Source organism: Cellulomonas telluris, assembly GCF_004886325.1.
Classification (GTDB): domain Bacteria; phylum Actinomycetota; class Actinomycetes; order Actinomycetales; family Cellulomonadaceae; genus Cellulomonas; species Cellulomonas telluris.
In genome coordinates this window covers 38586-55352 of record NZ_QXFN01000001.1, presented here as the reverse complement: position 1 = coordinate 55352, position 16767 = coordinate 38586, and the positions used below count along the sequence as shown (strand labels likewise).

Sequence of the window (16767 nt, the reverse complement as noted above, 5' to 3'; positions counted from 1 at the left end):
GTCTCGGGTCCACGGCCTCACTCTCCTGCACGCGGCGTGGGCCCCTCGGTGCGGAGAGCGGCGCCGACGAGCACGACGAGCGCCGCGACGACGACGGCCTCGACGTGGTGCGTCGGGCTCACCGACAGCCCGTACGCGCCCTCCAGCCGTGCCAGCACCGACGCGCTCGCCCCCCAGGGCAGCAGCGGCGCGACGTACCCGCCGGCCACGACGCAGCCGGCGACCACCCACAGCCGACGCCGGTGCGCCGGCCGGAAGGCGTGGGCGTGGGCGATCGCCAGGAGCACCGGGCGCAGGGCCACGGCAGCGACCAGCACGGCGACGCCCCGGACCAGCAGGTCCGCGCGCGAGAGCAGCTGCTCGCGCGACGACGCGTCCGGGGCGTGCACGACGACGACGCCGAGGGGCTCGGTGCGGTGGTCCCGATCGGGCAGCCCACCGGTCGGCACGCCGCTCACCCGGACCTGCGAGTACGGGACGAGGCCGATCTCCAGCCGCAGGTCCGCGCCGATCCCCTCCGAGTGGCGCAGGTGCATCGGCACGGCGACCTCGCCCAGGGGGTCCCTCGTCGGCTCCAGCCAGTGCGCCAGCCCGACGACGGCGGCCACCACCCCGACGACGACGAGCGCGGGGGCCAGGACGCGTGCCAGACGCCGGGACCAGAGGCCGCCGCCGTGCAGGGACGTCCGCACGGGTGCGAGCTGCGCGGCCGAGCCCGTCGCGGGGTGCGAGCGCGCGCGTCCGGCCACGGCGCGACGCTAGCAGCGCGCCGTAGCGCCGCGGATGCCGTCGCCCGGTCCGGTCCGGGCCTTGCTCACGCCGTCCACGACGGCCCGCCGCACCGGACCGGGACGAGCAGGACACGAGGTGACCTGTTCGGTCCGGACGATGGCGGCATGACCTCACCGAGCAGTCCCTCCGCCCCGTCCCGCCCCGACCTCGCCGCCTTCCCCGAGCCCACCCTCGTGCCGCTCGGCGGCGTGGAGCTCGAGGTGTTCGAGGCCGGCCGCGAGAACGCCGGCCGGCCCGTCGTCCTGTGCCACGGGTGGCCCGAGCTCGCGTACTCCTGGCGGCACCAGGTGCACGCCCTCGCCGCCGCGGGCTACCACGTCATCGCGCCGAACCAGCGGGGGTTCGGCGGCTCGTCCCGCCCCACCGAGGTGACGGACTACGACATCACGCACCTGACCGGTGACCTCGTGGCCCTGCTCGACCACTACGGCTACGACGACGCCGTGTTCGTCGGTCACGACTGGGGCGCGATGGTCGTGTGGGGGCTGGCCGTGCTGCACCCGAGCCGGGTCGACAAGGTGGTCGCGCTGAGCCTGCCGTACCAGGAGCGCGGGGAGCGGCCGTGGGTCGAGGTCATGGCCGACGTGCTCGGCGAGGACTTCTACTTCGTCCACCTCAACCGGCAGCCCGGCGTCGCGGACGCCGTGCTCGAGGCTGACCCGGCCCGCTTCCTGCGCAACCTGTACCGCACGGACCTGCCGCCCGCGGCGCCGCCCTCGGGGATGATGCTGATCGACGTCGCCCGCCAGGAGGCGCCGCTCGGCGAGCCGCTGATGAGCGACGACGAGCTGGCCGTCTTCGTCTCCGCCTTCGAGGCGTCCGGGTTCACCGCCGGCCTGAACTGGTACCGGAACCTGGACCGCAACTGGCACCTGCTCGCGGATGTCGACCCGGTCGTCCGCCGCCCCGCCCTGATGGTCTACGGGACCCGGGACACCGTCGCGCGCGCGCCGCACCTGACCACGTTCGTGCCGGACGTCGACGTGGTCGAGCTCGACTGCGGCCACTGGATCCAGCAGGAGCTCCCCGACGAGACGACCCGGGCGATCCTCACCTGGCTGGAGCAGCGGGACGCCGGGTAGCCCGCCGGGCGGCCGCGGTCAGCGGCCCATGATCGCGTCGATGATCCCCTGCTCGGTCACCGTCGCGGTCCGCCGGTCGAACAGCGCGAACCCGTACTGACCGTTGTGGCCGTTGTCCCAGTAGGCGGTGGCGGCGCCGTACTTCTTCGCCGTCGCGACGAGGGTCCGCGCGTAGTCGGCGCGGTACCGGTCGTTCGACGCGTCGAACGCGGTCTTGTCGATCGAGCCGTACTCGCCGATGAAGACGGGGTAGCCCTTGACGACGAACGCGTCGTGCATCTTCTTCAGCTGCGCGTCCATGAAGTCCTGCTGGCCCCAGGTCGAGGTCCGCGCGCGGTCGGTCGCGTTCGGGCCCCACTGCGTGATCGCACCGCTCTCCGTGCCGGTGAAGTCCCACGGGTCGTAGTAGTGCGCGGAGATCATGAGGCGCTGCTCGTTCGCGGGGATCGCGGAGGACCGGTGCTGGTCGCTGGGGATCACGAAGCCGTAGCCGCCGGTGGTGTAGTCGATGTTCGTGTTCCAGCCGGGCACGAGCAGCCACCGCGAGGTGTTCGTGCCGCCGGTGCGGCGCACGGTGTCGACGAAGATCTGGTTGTACGCGTTGATGTTCGAGTAGCAGGGCTGCGTGGGGGCGCCGTACTGCCCGTCGAAGTTCTCGTTCATCGACTCGAAGATCAGGCGCCCGCCGTACCCCTGGAACCGGGTCGCCACCTGCTGCCAGACCGCTCGGTACTTGTCCCGGATCTGGTCCTGGTTCGCCGCGTCGCAGATGAGCCAGGCGCCGCCGACGCTCTTGTAGCCGTCGCCGTGCATGTTGATGATCACGTGCAGCCCGCGGTCGTACGCGAGGTCGACGACCTCCTGGATCCGCGCGAGCCAGGCCGGGTCGACCGTGTGGCTCGGGGCGGGGCCGATCTTCGCGAGGTACGACACGGGGATGCGGACGGTCCGGAAGCCGGCGGCCTTGACCCGGTCGAGGAGCGCGCCCGTGACGACGGGGTTGCCCCACGCCGTCTCGCTCGGCACGCCGTCGATGTTCGCCTCGAGCTGGTTGCCGAGGTTCCAGCCCGCGCCCATGTCGGCGACGAGCTGCCGGGCGCCGACCGTGACCGGTCCGCTGGTGGGCGTGGGGGACGGCGTGGTGGTCGGCCGCGGTGACTGGGTGGGCGTGCTCGTCGGCGAGGTGGACGGCGTGCTGGTCGGGCTGACCGGGCGGCCGGTGCAGGTGACGCCGTTGAGCGTGAACGTGGTCGGCACGGGGTTGCTGCCGGTGGACGTGCCGGTGAAGCCGAACGACGCCGAGCCGTTGCCGGGCAGGGACGCGTTGTACGGGGCGTTGCGCACCGAGACGGCCGCGCCGGACTGCGTCACGACGCCGTTCCAGAGCTGGCTGACGACCTGCCCGGCGCCGAACGAGAAGCGCAGGTCCCACCCGGTGACGGGGTCGCCGAGGTTGGTCACCTGCACGTTGGCCTGGAAGCCGCCCTGCCACTGGCTGGCCACGGTGTAGTCGACCCGGCAGCCGGCGGCGGCGCTCGCCGTCCCGGTGGCCGCGACCGAGCCGACGACGGCGACGACGGCTGCCGCGGTCGCGGTCAGCACCTTGCGCAGAACGTGCACGGGAGGGTTCCTTCCAGGAGTGGGGGCAGGTCATGCCACCAGACCGGTGCGCCCGTGCACACCCCGTCGAAGCGCTTCACATGGTGTCGCGGTCGTCCCGAGCCGTCAGGCCCCGGCGCCCTCGCGGGACGTCCGCGCCAGCCGTTCGACGAGGTCGTCCGGGACCGGGCGACGCGGCGAGAAGGTGATGCCGGTCTTGGTCGCCTTCAGACCGGCGGCCGCGATCTCCTCGGCGTGCTCGGAGACCGCGTGCGGGAGGACGTACAGCCCGCACTGCCTGCTGAACGCCGCGTAGCTCGCGACCACCGAGTCGCCCACCCGGAAGCCGGGCATGCCGTACGCCACGATCTCCTCGGCGTCTGGCAGGGCGCGGGTCAGGATCGCGCGCAGCCGTTCCAGCACGGGCCGGAAGGGCTCCGGCGCTGCGGCGACGTAGGCGTCGTGGTCGGCCACCGTGGCCATGGTCGCGGCTCCTTCCTCACGGCGTGGCGCACCTGGACCACGGGACCTCCAGGCTGGCAGCGACGCGGCGGCGCCGGCAAGGGACGGGGGACGGTGACGAGGAGCGCCCGCAGGCCGGCCGAGCGCACCAGGAGGCGGCCCGTGACGACGCCGCGGTGCACGCGACGCCCGGGTCCTCACGCGTGCCGGAGCAAACTGAGGCGGCTCGCCGTGCGCGCGTGGTCGGTGACGCCGGCGTCCAGGGTCTCCGTCGCACCTCGGGCGGCGAGGACCACGAGCCGGACGTCGCGGTCCCAGCAGACGTCGACGAGGTCGGCGAAGCGGCGACGGGCGTCCTCCGTCGCGCTCGAGAGCGCAGGGACACCGGCGAGGACGAGGGTCCGGTAGCGATCGGCCAGCTCCAGCAGGTCACCGGTCGAGGTGGGGCCTCGCAGAGCTCCGTGAAGTGGAGGTGGACGACGTCGTCCGCCACGCCGGTCGTCCACAGCGGGCGGCCGCCCACACGCAGCTGCCGGCGGTCCTGCGGCACCGGCGCACCGAGGCCCACGGCGGCCAGCTGGGCGGCGCTGCCCGGCGTGAGCCACGCGCCGCTCGACCAGCCCGGACGGGCGCCGCCGTGCCCTACCGCGGTGGTCCACCGGCCCTGCGACCTCCAGCACCTCGCACGTGCGCTCGAGCGCAGCGACGAGGGGCAGGACGAGGTGGTGGTGGCGCGGGGTCGGGCAGCGACCCGAGCCGCTGCGCCGCGTCGTCGAAGTGCCGGCGCAGGTCGTCCCTCGACCGCGTGGCAGGGCGGATCGCGCGCATGCCGGAAGCCTGCCCCACGGCGCCCGCCGTGCCGCGCCACTCGCCGGGGGCGGGTACCGGCGAGGGACGGGACGGGTGCGCCCCGGGCCCGGCGACGGCGGGACGCACCCGGCCGGACCGGCTCACGCGCGGGGGGCACGCCCGGTCGCGGCGGGGAGCCGGAACGGGACCCCCGTCAGCTCCTCGGAGACCCGCCACACGCGCCCGGCCTCCGCCACGTCGCGCAGCGGGCGGAACAGGGCGTGCTCCGCGGGGGCGCCGCCGAGGTTGCCGGGACCGGACGGGCCGTAGAGGCGCCCGCCCTGCGCCTGCGGGGACGTGGCGGCGAGCAGCGCGGGCAGCCCGGCGCTCTCCGCGGTGCCGAGCAGGACGCCCGCGCGCGACAGCCGGCGGATCAGGGCGATCTGGGGGGTGTCACGGTCCCGGCCGATCTCCGGGCGGGCGACGAGCAGGCTCGTCGGGGCGACGCCCGGGTGCGAGACGTTGCTCGTGATGCCCCAGCCGGCGGCGCTGCTGCGCCGGTCCAGCTCGAGGGCCCACAGGCCGAACGCGACCTTCGACTGGGCGTACGCGCGCCGGCCGTCGTAGAACGTCTCGGAGTTGAGGTCGGTCCAGCCCACCGCGCCGTACCGGGCGGCCACGCTGAGCTGGGACGTCACACGGGCCCGGCCCGCGGCCAGCAGGGGCAGGAGGTGCGCCACGAGGGCCACGTGCCCCAGGTGGTTCGTGCCGAGCTGCAGCTCGAAGCCGTCGACGGTCGTCTGCCGGTCCGGCGGGGTCATGACCCCCGCGTTGTTGACGAGCAGGTGGACCGGCCGGCCGTCGCCGCGCAGCTCCTCGCCGAGGGCGGCCACGGAGCCGAGGGACGCGAGGTCGAGGTCGTGCAGCGTCACCCGCGCCCCGGGGTGCGCGCGGCGGATGTGCTCCACGGCGGCCCCACCCTTGGTGCGGTTGCGGACGGGCAGCAGCAGCTCCGCACCGGCGGCCGCGAGCCGCAGGGCGATGCCGAGGCCGATCCCGTCGCTGCCGCCGGTGACGAGGGCGCGGCGGCCGGTGAGGTCGGGCAGGGGCAGGTGCGGGGTACGAGGCATGGTCGTGCTCCTTCGGCTCGTGCGGACGGAACGGGCGGCGGGGTTCAGCGGGAGGCCGGTGCGGGCGCCGGCGGCAGGGCCGCCGTGAGCCGTCCACCGACGACGCGACGGGCGACGACGAGCGTCACGGCGAAGTGGACGGCGAACGCGGACGTCGCGCCGACCTGGACCGCGGCCAGGGCGGCCGGCTCGTCGGCGAGGTAGAAGACGACCCGGACGACGAGGTTCGCCGCGGCCATGGCCAGCCCCACGAGCGAGCTGACGACGTAGACGCGCCGCAGCGCGGGGCGCCGGTACCAGTCGCGCGGGCCGCCGGCCAGCCGGTTCACCATGAAGCCCGTGAGCGGCCGGCGCGCCGCGAACGCCACGACGTACGCGAGGACGAACACGACGGGCAGCACCATCGTGGGCAGGAAGAACGCCCGCGCCTCGCCCGCGACGGCCGCGACCGTGGCGCACACCGCGGCGACGACGAGCCCCGCGACGGCTGCGCCCGGCGGCTCGCGGCGGGCGAGCCGGACCGCGGTCGCCGACACCGCCGTGACACCCAGGGCGACGAAGGCCGGCCCCAGGCCCGCGGCCGCGTCGGCCGCCACGAACGCGACGGTCGGCGCGGTGGCGACGGCCAGCCCGACGGGCCCGCCGAGGCGCTCGAGGGTCCGCCGCGCCGTGGCCCGCGCCGCGGACTCCTCCACGGGATCGGGCAGGTCGAGCAGCCGCCGTACGGTCGCGCTGACGCCGCCGGGCGGGGCGCCGGCGGCGGGCTGCTGGTGGGCTCGTGCGTCGACGGCCAGGTGCTGGGTCATCGTGTTCCTCCTCGGTCGGGCGGGCTGTGCTCCCACCCTCGGCCGCCCGCCGGACCGCAGCCAGGGCCTGCCGATCCGCCCCTGGCGCCGCGCCGTCGGGGGCGCGCACGGGTCCAGCGGGGGATCGGCAGGGCGTGGCTACGGGGACCACCGGGACGGTAGGAACGGGGGACCGGACCGGAAGGGCGTGGACGAGTGATCGACCGAGCAGGGCTGGCGGAGTTCCTCCGCAGCCGGCGGCACGCGATGCAGCCGCAGGACGTGGGGCTGCCGCGGGGGCAGCGCCGACGCACGGAGGGGCTGCGCCGGGAGGAGGTCGCGGCGCTGTGCCACATGTCGACCGACTACTACGCGCGGCTCGAGCGCGAGCGGGGGCCGAGGCCGTCGGAGCAGATGGTCGCGTCGATCGCGCAGGGCCTGCACCTCAGCCTCGACGAGCGCGACCACCTCTTCCTGCTGGCGGGGCACCGGCCGCCGCCGCGCGGGGCTCTCAGCGAGCACGTCAGCCCCGGGCTGCTGCGCATCCTCGACCGCCTGACGGACACGCCCGCCGAGATCGTCACCGAGCTGGGCGAGACGCTGCGCCAGACGCCGCTGTGCGTGGCGCTCACCGGCGACGCGACCGTCCACGGCGGGCCCGCCCGCAGCATCGGCTACCGCTGGTTCACCGACCCGTCCGCCCGCGCGCTCCACGCGCCGGAGGACCACGACCACCTGTCCCGCGTCTACGCCTCGCACCTACGGCGGCTCGTCACGCTACGGGGGCCCGGCTCCCGCGCCGCCCAGCTCGCCGAGCTCGCGCTCGCCCGCAGCGAGGAGCTGCGACAGCTCTGGGACGCGCATGAGGTCGGGGTGCGGGTGGACGACGTCAAGCGGTTCGTGCACCCGCAGGTCGGCGTGCTCGAGCTGCACTGCCAGACGCTCGTCGACCCCCAGCAGCAGCACCTGCTGCTCGTCTACACGGCGGTGCCGGGGTCGGAGAGCTACGAGCGGCTGGAGCTGCTGTCGGTGGTGGGGGCGCAGCCGCTGGGGTGACGGGACGCGCCGCTGCAGGCGGTCGATCGTGCGCACCGCCTCGTCACGCGGGACGTGCCGACGCCCCGCTCGTGCTCGTTCCAGAACGCGTGCACCTGCTCGTCGGGCACGACGACCGGCCCGGGGTGATGCTGACAGAGCGGCATCGCAGGGCCCCTGCGGTGCCACGGCTCAACCCGAGGAGAGCTCATGACGACGAAGGTCGAGAAGTCGATCCTGGTGAACGTGCCGATCAGCGTCGCCTACAACCAGTGGACGCAGTTCGAGGAGTTCCCCCACTTCATGGGCGGCGTGAAGAAGGTGACGCAGCTGGGCGACGACCGCCTGCACTGGGTCGCCGAGATCGCCGGGGTGAAGCGCGAGTGGGAGGCGCAGGTCCTCGACCAGGTGCCGGACCAGAAGGTGTCGTGGGCGGCGACGTCGGGCGCGACCAACGCGGGCGCCGTGACGTTCGAGGACGTCGGCGGCGGCCAGACGTCCGTGCACCTGTCGCTCGAGTACGAGCCCGAGGGCCTCGTCGAGAAGGTCGGCGACAAGCTGAACGTCGTCGAGAACCAGGCCGAGCGCGACCTCGAGCGGTTCAAGGCGTTCATCGAGGACGAGGGCTACGCGACGGGCGCCTGGCGCGGGACGATCGGGACCGGGACCGCGGGCACGCCCGGGGTCGAGGCCGCAGCGGCGTCGCGCGGGGACAGCGGCCACGCCGGGGTCTCCGGCAAGGCGGCTGCCGCCGGGCTCGGTGTCGCGGCGGCTGCGGCGGCGGCCGTGGTGGCCGGCAGGAGCAGCGGCTCCGACGAGACCGAGGCGGTGGGAGCCGACCTGTCGAACCCGACGCCGCCCGTCGTCCCCGTCGTCGACGAGACCGTGACGCCCACGACCGCGCCGGCGAGCGGCCTGGAGGCCGACCCGCTCGTGGTGCGGGACGACGTCGACGGCGACGGCACGCGGATCTGATCGATAGCGCGCAGCTGCACGGCGCACGGCGCCGAGCACGTCCCGACGGGGCGCCGGACCTCCGGCGCCCCGTCGGTGTGTGACGTCTGCGTGAGCACATCTAGCGGTACTCCGCGACCACCTCGATGGTCCCGACGATGTGCCGGTTGAGGTCCTCGAGGTCCTCAGCCGGGATCCAGTACTCGAGGATCGTCTGCCCGCCCGCCTGCTGGACGTCGTAGCGGTCGAGGAACTCCTTCTCGACGTCGAAGCGGGTCACGTACCCGACGCCGCTGGCCTTGACGTTCCAGTCCCTGGCGATCCGCGTCGCGTAGTCCTCGTTGAGCACGGGGTAGAAGATCGGCTGGTCCGGAAGCCGGGCCGGCCATGCGCGCCACCCCGCCGCCTCCACGAGCGCCAGCTCCTCCGGTCCTGTCGGTCGCCACAGCGTCACGGTCTCCACGCGCGGCATGGTGTCAGTCGACCGCTTCCCCGGGGTAGCGGTTTGCGCCACGCCGTCCGTCGCCCGCGACGGGGGCTCGACGTCCTCCGCGGCCTGGGGACGAGGCGCGTCAGCGGGTCCCGACGGCCAGGATGTGCGGGCTCGCCTCGGCGAGCAGGTCGCGGCGGTCGGCCCCGACGCGTGCCTCGAGGCGTTCGACGAGCTCCGTCCCCGACCGCACGAGAGCCTCGTCGTCGGCGACGAGCTCGAGCATGCCGACGTTCGGTCCCTCCAGCCCGTGGAGCAGGACATCCGCGAACCCCGCCTCCTCGACCTCCGCGCGCAGCTCCGCGGCGGTGTGGAAGTGGCCACCGGGGAAGCCCGGTCCGGGGTTGGTCCACTCTCCGGTGCGCAGCACACGCATGTCGTCCTGGTCGAGGGTCGGGAAGCCGCGGACCGTCGCGGCGTCCGTGAAGGCCGTCAGGCGTCCGATGGCCTGAGCGAACACGATGCCGCCCGGTCGGAGGACCCGACGGGCCTCCGCGAGGGCGCCCATCCGGTCGTCCCGGGTGACCAGGTGGTAGAGCGGTCCGAGCAGCAGCACGGCGTCGACGCTTGCATCGGGCGCCGGAAGGTCGCGCGCGTCGCCGACCACGGCGCCGAACGTGCCGGCACGCGCCGCAACGGCGACCTGGGAGGGGACGGGGTCGACGAGCGTCACCTCATGACCGGCAGCCGCGAGCCAGCGCGCGTGCACGCCGGTCGCGCCGCCGACGTCGAGCACCCGTGAGCCGGGTGCGAGCCGGGCACCGACGAGCCGGCGGACCCGGGTCAGCTCGATCTGCCCGCCGACCGAGCGGGTGAGCCGGGAGCCCTCGTCGGACGTGTCGTAGTAGGCGCGGATCGCGTCGTCGAGCTGTGCCTGGGCGTGGATCACGGCTCCGTCCTACCGGATGGTCGCGTCACGCCGCATCCCGCGCGGGCCGGCTGCACGAGGAGCTCGTATTCGTCGATCAACCCCAGGTCCGCCAGCGCCAGCGGGAGGGTCACCCCACCCACCCACAGGCCCTTGCCGGGCTCCTGGTTGAGCCGCTGGACCGCTCCGCCGGCGTCGCCCCGCACGAGCTCGGCGTTCCAGTCGATGCTGCTCAGGGTGCTCGACACGACGTACTTCCTCGCCCGGTTCGATGGCCTCGGCGAACTGGATCTCCCACTCGCCCATCCAGTCGGGCCACGTGCCCGTGGCCGGCCTCCGCCACGCCGACTCCATCATCCGGTAGGTCACCCGCCCGAGCAGCAGGGCGTCGGCCCGCTCCATCTCGGCGGTCCAGTAGCGCATCGACTCCTCGTCGGGCGGGAGCCCTGCCTCGTGGTGGCAGCAGCCGTCGAGCGTGACGTCGATCGAGTAGCGGAGCGGTCTCATCGCGCAGCCCGTGCGCTGCCCGCCCACCCGCAGGTTGCCGATCTCCAGCCTGCTCGCTCCCGCGTCGACCGCCACGCGCGTTGTCCGACGCGCTCGCGGGAGCTCGTCGAGCTCGTCCGGAGCCGCCTACGAGACGACCCCGTCCGCGAGGTCGACGACGGCGTCGGCCAGGAAGGGGCCGAACCAGATGCGGTCGTTGTGCCCCGCGCCCGGCACCACGACCTCGCCCTGCAGGTTGCCCACCTGCGACGCGAGCTCGGCCGAGAGCCGGGACGGCACCACGTCGTCGGCGGTGCCGTGCAGCACGAGAACCGGGACCTCGCTGCCGGCCAGGTGCTCCGCGCTCGGGAACCGGTCGCGCAGGACCAGTCCGACGGGCAGGAACGGGAGCTGTGCGCGCGCCACGTCGACGAGCGACGGGAACGGCGACCGCAGCAGCACACCGGCGGGCGGGTCCGTGGTGACCAGACGCGACGTCACGCCGGTGCCGATCGACTCCCCGACGTACAGGGTCCGGGCCGGCTCGAAGCCCTCCGCGCGGAGCGCCGCCGCCGCGGCACGGGCGTCGAGCGCGAGGCCCTCCTCGCTCGGGCGACCCGGGTTGCCGCCGTACCCGCGGTACTCCAGCAGGAGCACCGTGAACCCCCGGCTCGCGATCTCCCGCGCCAGGTCCAGCCGACCGAGCCGGTTGCCGCCGTTGCCCGGCAGGTACAGGACGGCGACGTCCCGGTCCGCACCGCTCGGCGGGACGAGCCACGCCGTCAGCTCGAGCCCGTCCTCGGTCCGCAGGGTGAGGTCTCGCCCGCCGGGCAGGCGCTCCGCGACCGAGCCGACGTCGGTCCGGTCGGGGGCGTAGATCAGCGCTCGCTGCAGCACGGCCACCAGTGTGACCAGCACCAGGGCGCAGGCGAGGACCAGGGCGACGCCGCGCCCCAGTCGGCGCGCGAGGCCCCGCGGCACCTGCTCGGACGGGCCCGGCCGAGTCACGACGACCACGACCTCCTGAGAACGCGACGCGCGACGGGCTGCCTCCCACCGCGGACGCCCGCCGTCGTCACGGTAGCGCCACGGGCGCTGACTGGTCGCGAGGCCCCGCCGCGACGGGTGGTACGCCCCGTGCCGGGACGCACCACCCGTCGTCGTCACGCTCTGGCGACGTCAGCTCACCACGCGGAAGGTGGCGTCGGCTCGTCCGGTCGCGTCGCTGATCGGATCGATCCGCAGGACGTAGCCGGAGTGGCGGAGGTAGCGGTCGGGGAAGTTGTACGACCGGTACGACGTCCACGAGGAGGAGGCCAGGCCCGCGACGGGCGTGAAGCTGGCGTCGGCGCGGAACGCGCTCGAGCCGTCGCTCTGCTCCAGCACCATGTCGTAGTCCCGGTGGCGCATGTAGTGGCCGGGGTAGTTGACCGACTCGAAGGACACGGTGCCGGTGCCCACCAGTCCGGGCACGATGCGCCACTGCGCGTCCTGGGCGGGGGTGACGTTGGGGTCGATCCGGACGTCGAAGTCGGCGTGGCGGACGTAGCGGTCCTGGAAGTTGTACGACTGGAGCCGCTGGACGGCGGTGGTGCTGCGGCCCCAGCGGGCCTGGACCCGGCTGGACTCCGCAGCGGTCAGCTGCAGGATCGAGCCGTGCCGCTTCCGGTTGGCACCGAGGCTGTAGCCGCTGACGGTCTGGAAGTTCCGCACGTTGCCGAGGTCGGCGGAGCGGAGCGGCATGTAGCCCCGGCCGGTGCCGTACTGGTCGAGCCAGAGCGCCCAGGAGGTGCCGTTGTTGAACGGCATCCACATCGGGCCCTCGACCGCGTTGCCGAATCCGGCGTTGGAGATGTTCAGGTGGCGCAGGTTGCCGAGGTTCGTCCAGGAGTCGAGGACCGAGTTCGACGCCTCGATGGTGATGTCGCCGTCGGAGGCGATGATCCCGTCCGCGGAGGCGCGGTAGAAGCGGTAGCCGCCGGTGCGGTTGGGGACCTCGACGACCTGCGTGTCGATCGTGGCGGTGTTCCCCCCGCGGTCGATGTAGACCTGCGGCGAGGTGAAGGTGCGGAAGTCCGAGGTGCGCGAGTACCAGATGCGGTGCTTGGTGACACCGTTGAGGGGCGAGTTCGTGGCCCAGTAGACGACGTAGTCGTTCGTGGCGGGGTCGAAGATCGCCTCGGGTGCCCACGCGTCTCCGGCCCCGCTGATGCCGTTGGCGACGCCGACCAGACGCGGTGCGGACCAGTCCACGAGGTTGGTGGACTCCCACACGACCAGGCTCCTGCTGCCGCGGTTGGCCGCGTCGGCCCACGAGGTGCCGCTCGCGATCCGCAGGTCCGTGGCGATGATCCAGTAGCGGTCGCCGTTCGGGGAGCGGACGATCGCGGGATCACGGACGCCCCGGGTGCCGACGGTGGAGGTGAGCACGGGAGCGCCGTTGTTCAGGTCGGTCCAGTTGAGGCCGTCGGTGCTGTGGGCGAGGTAGATCTGCTCGCCGTTGGCCGACTCGCCGGTGAAGTGGGCCATCAGGTACCCGGTGAACGGGTCCAGCGCGGCGGCGCGCTCGGCGCTCACCACCAACCAGCCGGCGAGCAGCGCGAGGGTGGCCAGGAAGGCGGACACCACGGTGGTGACGCGCCGTCCGGAGGACGTCAAGCTCATGAGAGCACTCCCTGGTGATCGACGGTGTTCGAGCGGGACTCGGGGGTTCGGGGCGACGCCCGGTCGTCGTGGCCGTGCGAGGGCCGGGGGTCTCGACGTGCACGTTCTGCCAGGACCCGGCGGAGAGCCGGGACACGGACCTCCTCCGAACCGGCGCACGTCGCAGCGGTTGCCTGGGTCCCGCCGCGGGAGCGCCCTGGTCGTGAGCAGGTGTGGCAGACGTCGTCGTCTGGTGTCCGAACCCCGGACCCTGTCGTGCCGGATGTTTGCGCTCACATTGGCACGCCACGCGAGCGGCGGACAGGGCGCGAGCGGCGAGTGAAACGCTTCACGGAGTCCCGCACGGCCCCGGGGTCGGCCGGCTCGGGCCCGGCACGCGGACGGACCCGTGCCGGACGTCAGCGCAGCGCGAGGGCGAGCAGGTCGTCGACGAGCCGCTCGGGGGTGTCGTCCAGGCCCAGCTTGGCCAGGCCGCCGCGCTCGCCCAGCACCGCCAGCCCGTGCAGCGACGCCCAGAGCGTGCGGGCGATCGCCGCGGTCGGCTCGTCGGCGGGGAGGTCACCGCTCGCCTGCGCGTCGACCACGGCCTGGACGAGGGGCCGGAACGTCGGCGGCCCGACCTCGCTCGTCCCCCCGAGCCTGGCCGTGAACATGATCGCGAACACGGCGGGGTTCTCGGCGGCGTAGCGCAGGTAGGCGATGCCGAGCCGTCGCAGACGGTCGCGCGGGCCCGACGAGGCACGGACCGCTGCGTCGAGCGCCGCGCCGAAGGCGACGTAGCCCTCGTCGGCGAGGGCGCACAGCAGGGCGTCCCGGTCGGCGAAGTGCCGGTAGGGCGCTGCGGTGCTCACCCCCACCCGGCGCGCGAGCGCGCTGAGGCTGAACCCGTCGGGGCCGCGCTCGACGAGCATCTCGCGGGCGCCGTCGAGCAGGGCGGTCCGCAGCGCGCCGTGGTGGTAGGCGGGGCGCGCGGGACGTGCACCGTCGGAACGCGTCGTGGACGGCATGTTGACGACCGTAACATCGCGTGCATATGTTCATGGTGCTCACAATGTGAATGGCACTAGCATCCCGGGAGTCCCGATGACCGTCGCCCCGCCGTCACCGGCGCCCTCGCCGGATCCCGCCGCCGCCTCACCCGGGACGGTCGTGTCCGGGGCCGCCGCGCCCACCAGGGCTGCGCCCGGGACCGGTGCGCCCGGTCCTGCTGCGCCCGGGACAGCGGCTCGCCCGACCGCCGCCCGGCGACCCGGCCCGGCCGGCCTCGTCGTCGTGGGCCTCCTCGCTCTCGGCGTCACCGTCGCGTCCTCCGGCGCCTACGCGCTCGCCGGTCTCGAGGCGCTCGCCGAGGACGGCGCGGGGCTCGCAGCCGCCTACGCCGTGCTGCCGGCGTTCGTCCAGGGGGCGCTCTACGTCCACATCGTCGCCTCGTCGGTCGCCCTGCTCGTGGGCCCGCTGCAGTTCTCGCAGCGCCTGCGACGACGCTCCCGCCGCACGCACCGGCTGCTCGGTCGCGTGTACCTCGGCGGCGTCGCGGTGGGGGCGGTCAGCGCGGTGCTCATGCTGCCCACCAACAGCGCCGGCATCGTCGGGTTCTTCGGGTTCGGGGCGCTCGCCGTGGTGTGGGCCATGGCGGCCGTCCGCGCCTACCGCGCGATCCGCGTCGGCGACGTCGACTCCCACCGGGCGTGGATGATCCGCACCTACGCCCTGACCTTCGCCGCGGTGACGCTCCGCGCGTGGCTCGGCCTGCTCGTCGCCGTGCAGCTGCCGTTCGCCGGCGCCGAGCCCGACGTCGAGGTGGTCTTCGCTCACGCGTACGCCGCCGTACCGTTCCTGTGCTGGCTGCCCAACCTCGTCGTCGCGGAGTGGCTGGTGCGCCGCCGCGGCCTGCCCTCCTACCGCCTGGTGCCGGCCCCGGCCTGACCGCGGACCACGGGGTGGCGGACGCGGGCCCGCCGCCCTCCGCGCTCGTGCCGGCGACGACGGCACGCCGCGGCCGCCCCGACGCCCGCAGGACGGTCCGGTTCTGGTCGGTACGGCGCTACGGCGTCGACGGGGAGCGGTAGACCGACACGTGCGAGCGCGAGTCGGCGGTGAACTCGGCGCCGGACCAGTCCGCGTGCCGGGTCTCGAGCGCCAGACCCGCGAGCCGGCCCATCAGGTCCAGCTCCGCGGGCCAGACGTAGCGGTGCGGGCTGCGGTACAGACGAGCCTGGCGCCCCTCGTCGAAGGCGAAGTGGTGGGAGACGACGCGCTGGTGCAGCACGTCGTAGGTGTCGAGACCGATGTAGCCGGGCTCGAGGGTCCAGACGGTCGCCCCGGTGCCGGGTGGGAGCTAGGGGCGCTCGGCGAAGGCGGACGCGCAGCCCCGTGGGTCCCCGGCGCCCGCCCCGCCCTCCCGCCGGTCGCGGTGGGCCTGCCCGGCGCGGATGACGGCGTCGAGCTTGTCCCGTGTGGCGGTCAGCTCGTCGAGCTGCGCCTGCACGCGCGCCCGCTCGGCCACCAGCCGCTCGTGCATCTCGTCCGTGAGGACGCCGTGCTCCATGCACGGCAGGATCCGCAGCACCGCCTTGCTGCCGAGCCCTGCGGCGTAGAGGTTCTGGATGAACCGCACCCGCTCGACCGTCCCCGGCGCGTACCGACGCTGCCCGCCGGGGCTCCGCTCGGCGGTGAGCAGGCCCTGTTCCTCGTAGTACCGCAGCGCGCGCACGCTGACGCCCGCCCCTGCCGCGACCTCGCCGATGCGCACGCGTCCCTCCCACACTTGACCCTGACGTCGACGTCAGGTCCTAGCGTCCCACCCATGACCACCGCACTGATCACCGGGGCCAACCGCGGCCTCGGCCGCCACTTCGCCGCCGAGCTCCTCGCCCGGGGGGCCACCGTCTGGGCCGCCGCCCGCGACCCGCGCGCGATCGACCTGCCGGGCGTCCGGCCGCTCGCCCTGGACGTCACCGACCCCGGCGCCGTCGCCGCGGCCGCCGCGCTCGCCGACGACGTCGACCTGCTCGTCAACAACGCGGGCATCTCCACCGGCGCCGCGCTCCTGGGCGACCTCGACGCCGTGCGCGCCGAGATGGACGTCAACTTCTGGGGCGCCCTGGCGATGGCCCGCGCCTTCGCCCCCGTGCTGGCGGCCAACGGCGGCGGCGCGATCGTCAACGTCGCCTCCGCGCTGTCCTGGTTCGCCGCCCCCGGCGCCGGCGCGTACGCGGTGTCCAAGGCGGCGAGCTGGAACATGAGCAACGCCCTGCGCCTGGAGCTCGCCGGGCAGGGCACGCGGGTCACGTCCGTCCACCTGGGCCTCGCGGACACCGACATGGCGCGGGGGATCGAGGGGCCGAAGACGGACCCGGCCGTGGTGGTGCGTCGCACGCTCGACGCCGTCGAGGCGGGCGACCTGGAAGTGGTCGTCGACGAGTGGACCGCGATGGTGAAGGCGTCCCTGGCGGAGGACCCGCGCGTGTTCTACGCCCGCTTCCTGCGTGCCTGACCCCCCGAGGCGAACGGCGACATCCGTGCGAACGGTCGCATGCTGCGCCGCTCGGGTGATCCCCCTCGGTGCGCAACCCTCTGCTCAGCCCCTGCGCACGTCTGGTCGAGAGCTCCCTCGCGCGGTGCCGCCGAC

General features: G+C 74.3%; 18 protein-coding genes and 1 pseudogene. 5 read left to right on the top strand and 14 right to left on the bottom strand.

The window, feature by feature from the left end:
* Positions 1–17: 17 nt before the first annotated feature.
* Positions 18–749: a hypothetical protein gene (locus tag FB586_RS00285; RefSeq protein ID WP_136517359.1), complete on the bottom strand. Its 732-nt coding sequence runs from the start codon at positions 747–749 to the stop codon at positions 18–20.
* 147 nt (positions 750–896) lie between these two features.
* On the opposite strand from FB586_RS00285, the gene FB586_RS00280 reads away from it, so the two are divergent.
* Positions 897–1874, top strand: coding sequence for an alpha/beta fold hydrolase (locus tag FB586_RS00280; protein ID WP_136517358.1), 978 nt, complete (start codon positions 897–899; stop codon positions 1872–1874).
* Positions 1875–1892: 18 nt separating this feature from the next.
* Here FB586_RS00280 and FB586_RS00275 read toward each other — a convergent pair whose 3' ends face one another.
* The 5 genes from FB586_RS00275 to FB586_RS00255 all read right to left on the bottom strand — a co-directional run bounded on the left by FB586_RS00275 (position 1893) and on the right by FB586_RS00255 (position 6660).
* Positions 1893–3494, bottom strand: a complete 1602-nt coding sequence (locus tag FB586_RS00275) for a cellulase family glycosylhydrolase (protein ID WP_136517357.1) — start codon at positions 3492–3494, stop codon at positions 1893–1895.
* Between the two features lie 105 nt (positions 3495–3599).
* Entirely contained in the window at positions 3600–3956 is a 357-nt protein-coding gene (locus FB586_RS00270) for an iron chaperone (protein ID WP_136517356.1), read from the bottom strand.
* Between the two features lie 176 nt (positions 3957–4132).
* Positions 4133–4441 carry an AFG1/ZapE family ATPase gene (gene zapE / locus FB586_RS20285; protein ID WP_168800398.1) on the bottom strand — a complete coding sequence of 103 codons (309 nt, stop codon included), beginning with the start codon at positions 4439–4441 and terminating at the stop codon, positions 4133–4135.
* A gap of 444 nt (positions 4442–4885) precedes the next feature.
* Entirely contained in the window at positions 4886–5854 is a 969-nt protein-coding gene (locus tag FB586_RS00260) for an SDR family oxidoreductase (RefSeq protein WP_136517354.1), read from the bottom strand.
* Between the two features lie 44 nt (positions 5855–5898).
* The gene (locus tag FB586_RS00255; protein WP_136517353.1) at positions 5899–6660 is read right to left on the bottom strand and encodes a DUF3159 domain-containing protein; all 762 of its coding nucleotides are present in this window, start codon (positions 6658–6660) and stop codon (positions 5899–5901) included.
* Between the two features lie 195 nt (positions 6661–6855).
* Here FB586_RS00255 and FB586_RS00250 point away from each other — a divergent pair, with 195 nt between their 5' ends.
* Positions 6856–7695 (top strand): helix-turn-helix transcriptional regulator, encoded by an 840-nt coding sequence (locus FB586_RS00250; protein ID WP_136517352.1) that lies wholly within the window; start codon positions 6856–6858, stop codon positions 7693–7695.
* A gap of 189 nt (positions 7696–7884) precedes the next feature.
* Positions 7885–8649, top strand: coding sequence for an SRPBCC family protein (locus tag FB586_RS00245; protein WP_136517351.1), 765 nt, complete (start codon positions 7885–7887; stop codon positions 8647–8649).
* 100 nt (positions 8650–8749) lie between these two features.
* Here FB586_RS00245 and FB586_RS00240 read toward each other — a convergent pair whose 3' ends face one another.
* The 6 genes and pseudogenes from FB586_RS00240 to FB586_RS00215 form a co-directional block, all read right to left on the bottom strand.
* Positions 8750–9100 (bottom strand): hypothetical protein, encoded by a 351-nt coding sequence (locus FB586_RS00240; protein WP_187697829.1) that lies wholly within the window; start codon positions 9098–9100, stop codon positions 8750–8752.
* A 100-nt stretch (positions 9101–9200) separates the two neighbouring features.
* Positions 9201–10007: a class I SAM-dependent methyltransferase gene (locus FB586_RS00235; protein WP_136517349.1), complete on the bottom strand. Its 807-nt coding sequence runs from the start codon at positions 10005–10007 to the stop codon at positions 9201–9203.
* Between the two features lie 2 nt (positions 10008–10009).
* A pseudogene (locus tag FB586_RS00230) lies at positions 10010–10493 on the bottom strand (dihydrofolate reductase family protein); the annotation flags it as partial.
* 126 nt (positions 10494–10619) lie between these two features.
* Positions 10620–11489 (bottom strand): alpha/beta hydrolase, encoded by an 870-nt coding sequence (locus FB586_RS00225; RefSeq protein ID WP_246036273.1) that lies wholly within the window; start codon positions 11487–11489, stop codon positions 10620–10622.
* 162 nt (positions 11490–11651) lie between these two features.
* On the bottom strand, positions 11652–13136 hold the full coding sequence (locus FB586_RS00220; RefSeq protein ID WP_136517348.1) for a glycoside hydrolase family 43 protein: 1485 nt from the start codon (positions 13134–13136) through the stop codon (positions 11652–11654).
* A 398-nt stretch (positions 13137–13534) separates the two neighbouring features.
* Entirely contained in the window at positions 13535–14143 is a 609-nt protein-coding gene (locus tag FB586_RS00215) for a TetR/AcrR family transcriptional regulator (RefSeq protein ID WP_136517347.1), read from the bottom strand.
* Positions 14144–14408: 265 nt separating this feature from the next.
* Between FB586_RS00215 and FB586_RS00210 the strand changes: the two genes are divergently transcribed.
* The gene (locus FB586_RS00210) at positions 14409–15062 is read left to right on the top strand and encodes a DUF2306 domain-containing protein (protein ID WP_246036271.1); all 654 of its coding nucleotides are present in this window, start codon (positions 14409–14411) and stop codon (positions 15060–15062) included.
* Positions 15063–15180: 118 nt separating this feature from the next.
* Here the strand turns inward: FB586_RS00210 and FB586_RS00205 are convergent, their stop codons facing one another.
* Entirely contained in the window at positions 15181–15405 is a 225-nt protein-coding gene (locus FB586_RS00205; RefSeq protein WP_222928248.1) for a hypothetical protein, read from the bottom strand.
* A gap of 69 nt (positions 15406–15474) precedes the next feature.
* Positions 15475–15888: a MerR family transcriptional regulator gene (locus tag FB586_RS00200; protein ID WP_136517345.1), complete on the bottom strand. Its 414-nt coding sequence runs from the start codon at positions 15886–15888 to the stop codon at positions 15475–15477.
* Positions 15889–15942: 54 nt separating this feature from the next.
* Here FB586_RS00200 and FB586_RS00195 point away from each other — a divergent pair, with 54 nt between their 5' ends.
* Positions 15943–16632, top strand: coding sequence for an SDR family oxidoreductase (locus tag FB586_RS00195; RefSeq protein ID WP_136517344.1), 690 nt, complete (start codon positions 15943–15945; stop codon positions 16630–16632).
* Positions 16633–16767 lie beyond the last annotated feature (135 nt).

Bases quoted from the DNA above. Each gene is read 5' to 3' on its own strand.
- FB586_RS00255 (WP_136517353.1), bottom strand. From the start codon at position 6,660: ATGACCCAGCACCTGGCCGTCGACGCACGAGCCCACCAGCAGCCCGCC.
- FB586_RS00215 (WP_136517347.1), bottom strand. From the start codon at position 14,143: ATGCCGTCCACGACGCGTTCCGACGGTGCACGTCCCGCGCGCCCCGCC.
- FB586_RS00220 (WP_136517348.1), bottom strand. From the start codon at position 13,136: ATGAGCTTGACGTCCTCCGGACGGCGCGTCACCACCGTGGTGTCCGCC.
- FB586_RS00260 (WP_136517354.1), bottom strand. From the start codon at position 5,854: ATGCCTCGTACCCCGCACCTGCCCCTGCCCGACCTCACCGGCCGCCGC.
- FB586_RS00245 (WP_136517351.1), top strand. From the start codon at position 7,885: ATGACGACGAAGGTCGAGAAGTCGATCCTGGTGAACGTGCCGATCAGC.
- FB586_RS00240 (WP_187697829.1), bottom strand. From the start codon at position 9,100: ATGCCGCGCGTGGAGACCGTGACGCTGTGGCGACCGACAGGACCGGAG.
- FB586_RS00270 (WP_136517356.1), bottom strand. From the start codon at position 3,956: ATGGCCACGGTGGCCGACCACGACGCCTACGTCGCCGCAGCGCCGGAG.
- FB586_RS00195 (WP_136517344.1), top strand. From the start codon at position 15,943: ATGACCACCGCACTGATCACCGGGGCCAACCGCGGCCTCGGCCGCCAC.
- FB586_RS00280 (WP_136517358.1), top strand. From the start codon at position 897: ATGACCTCACCGAGCAGTCCCTCCGCCCCGTCCCGCCCCGACCTCGCC.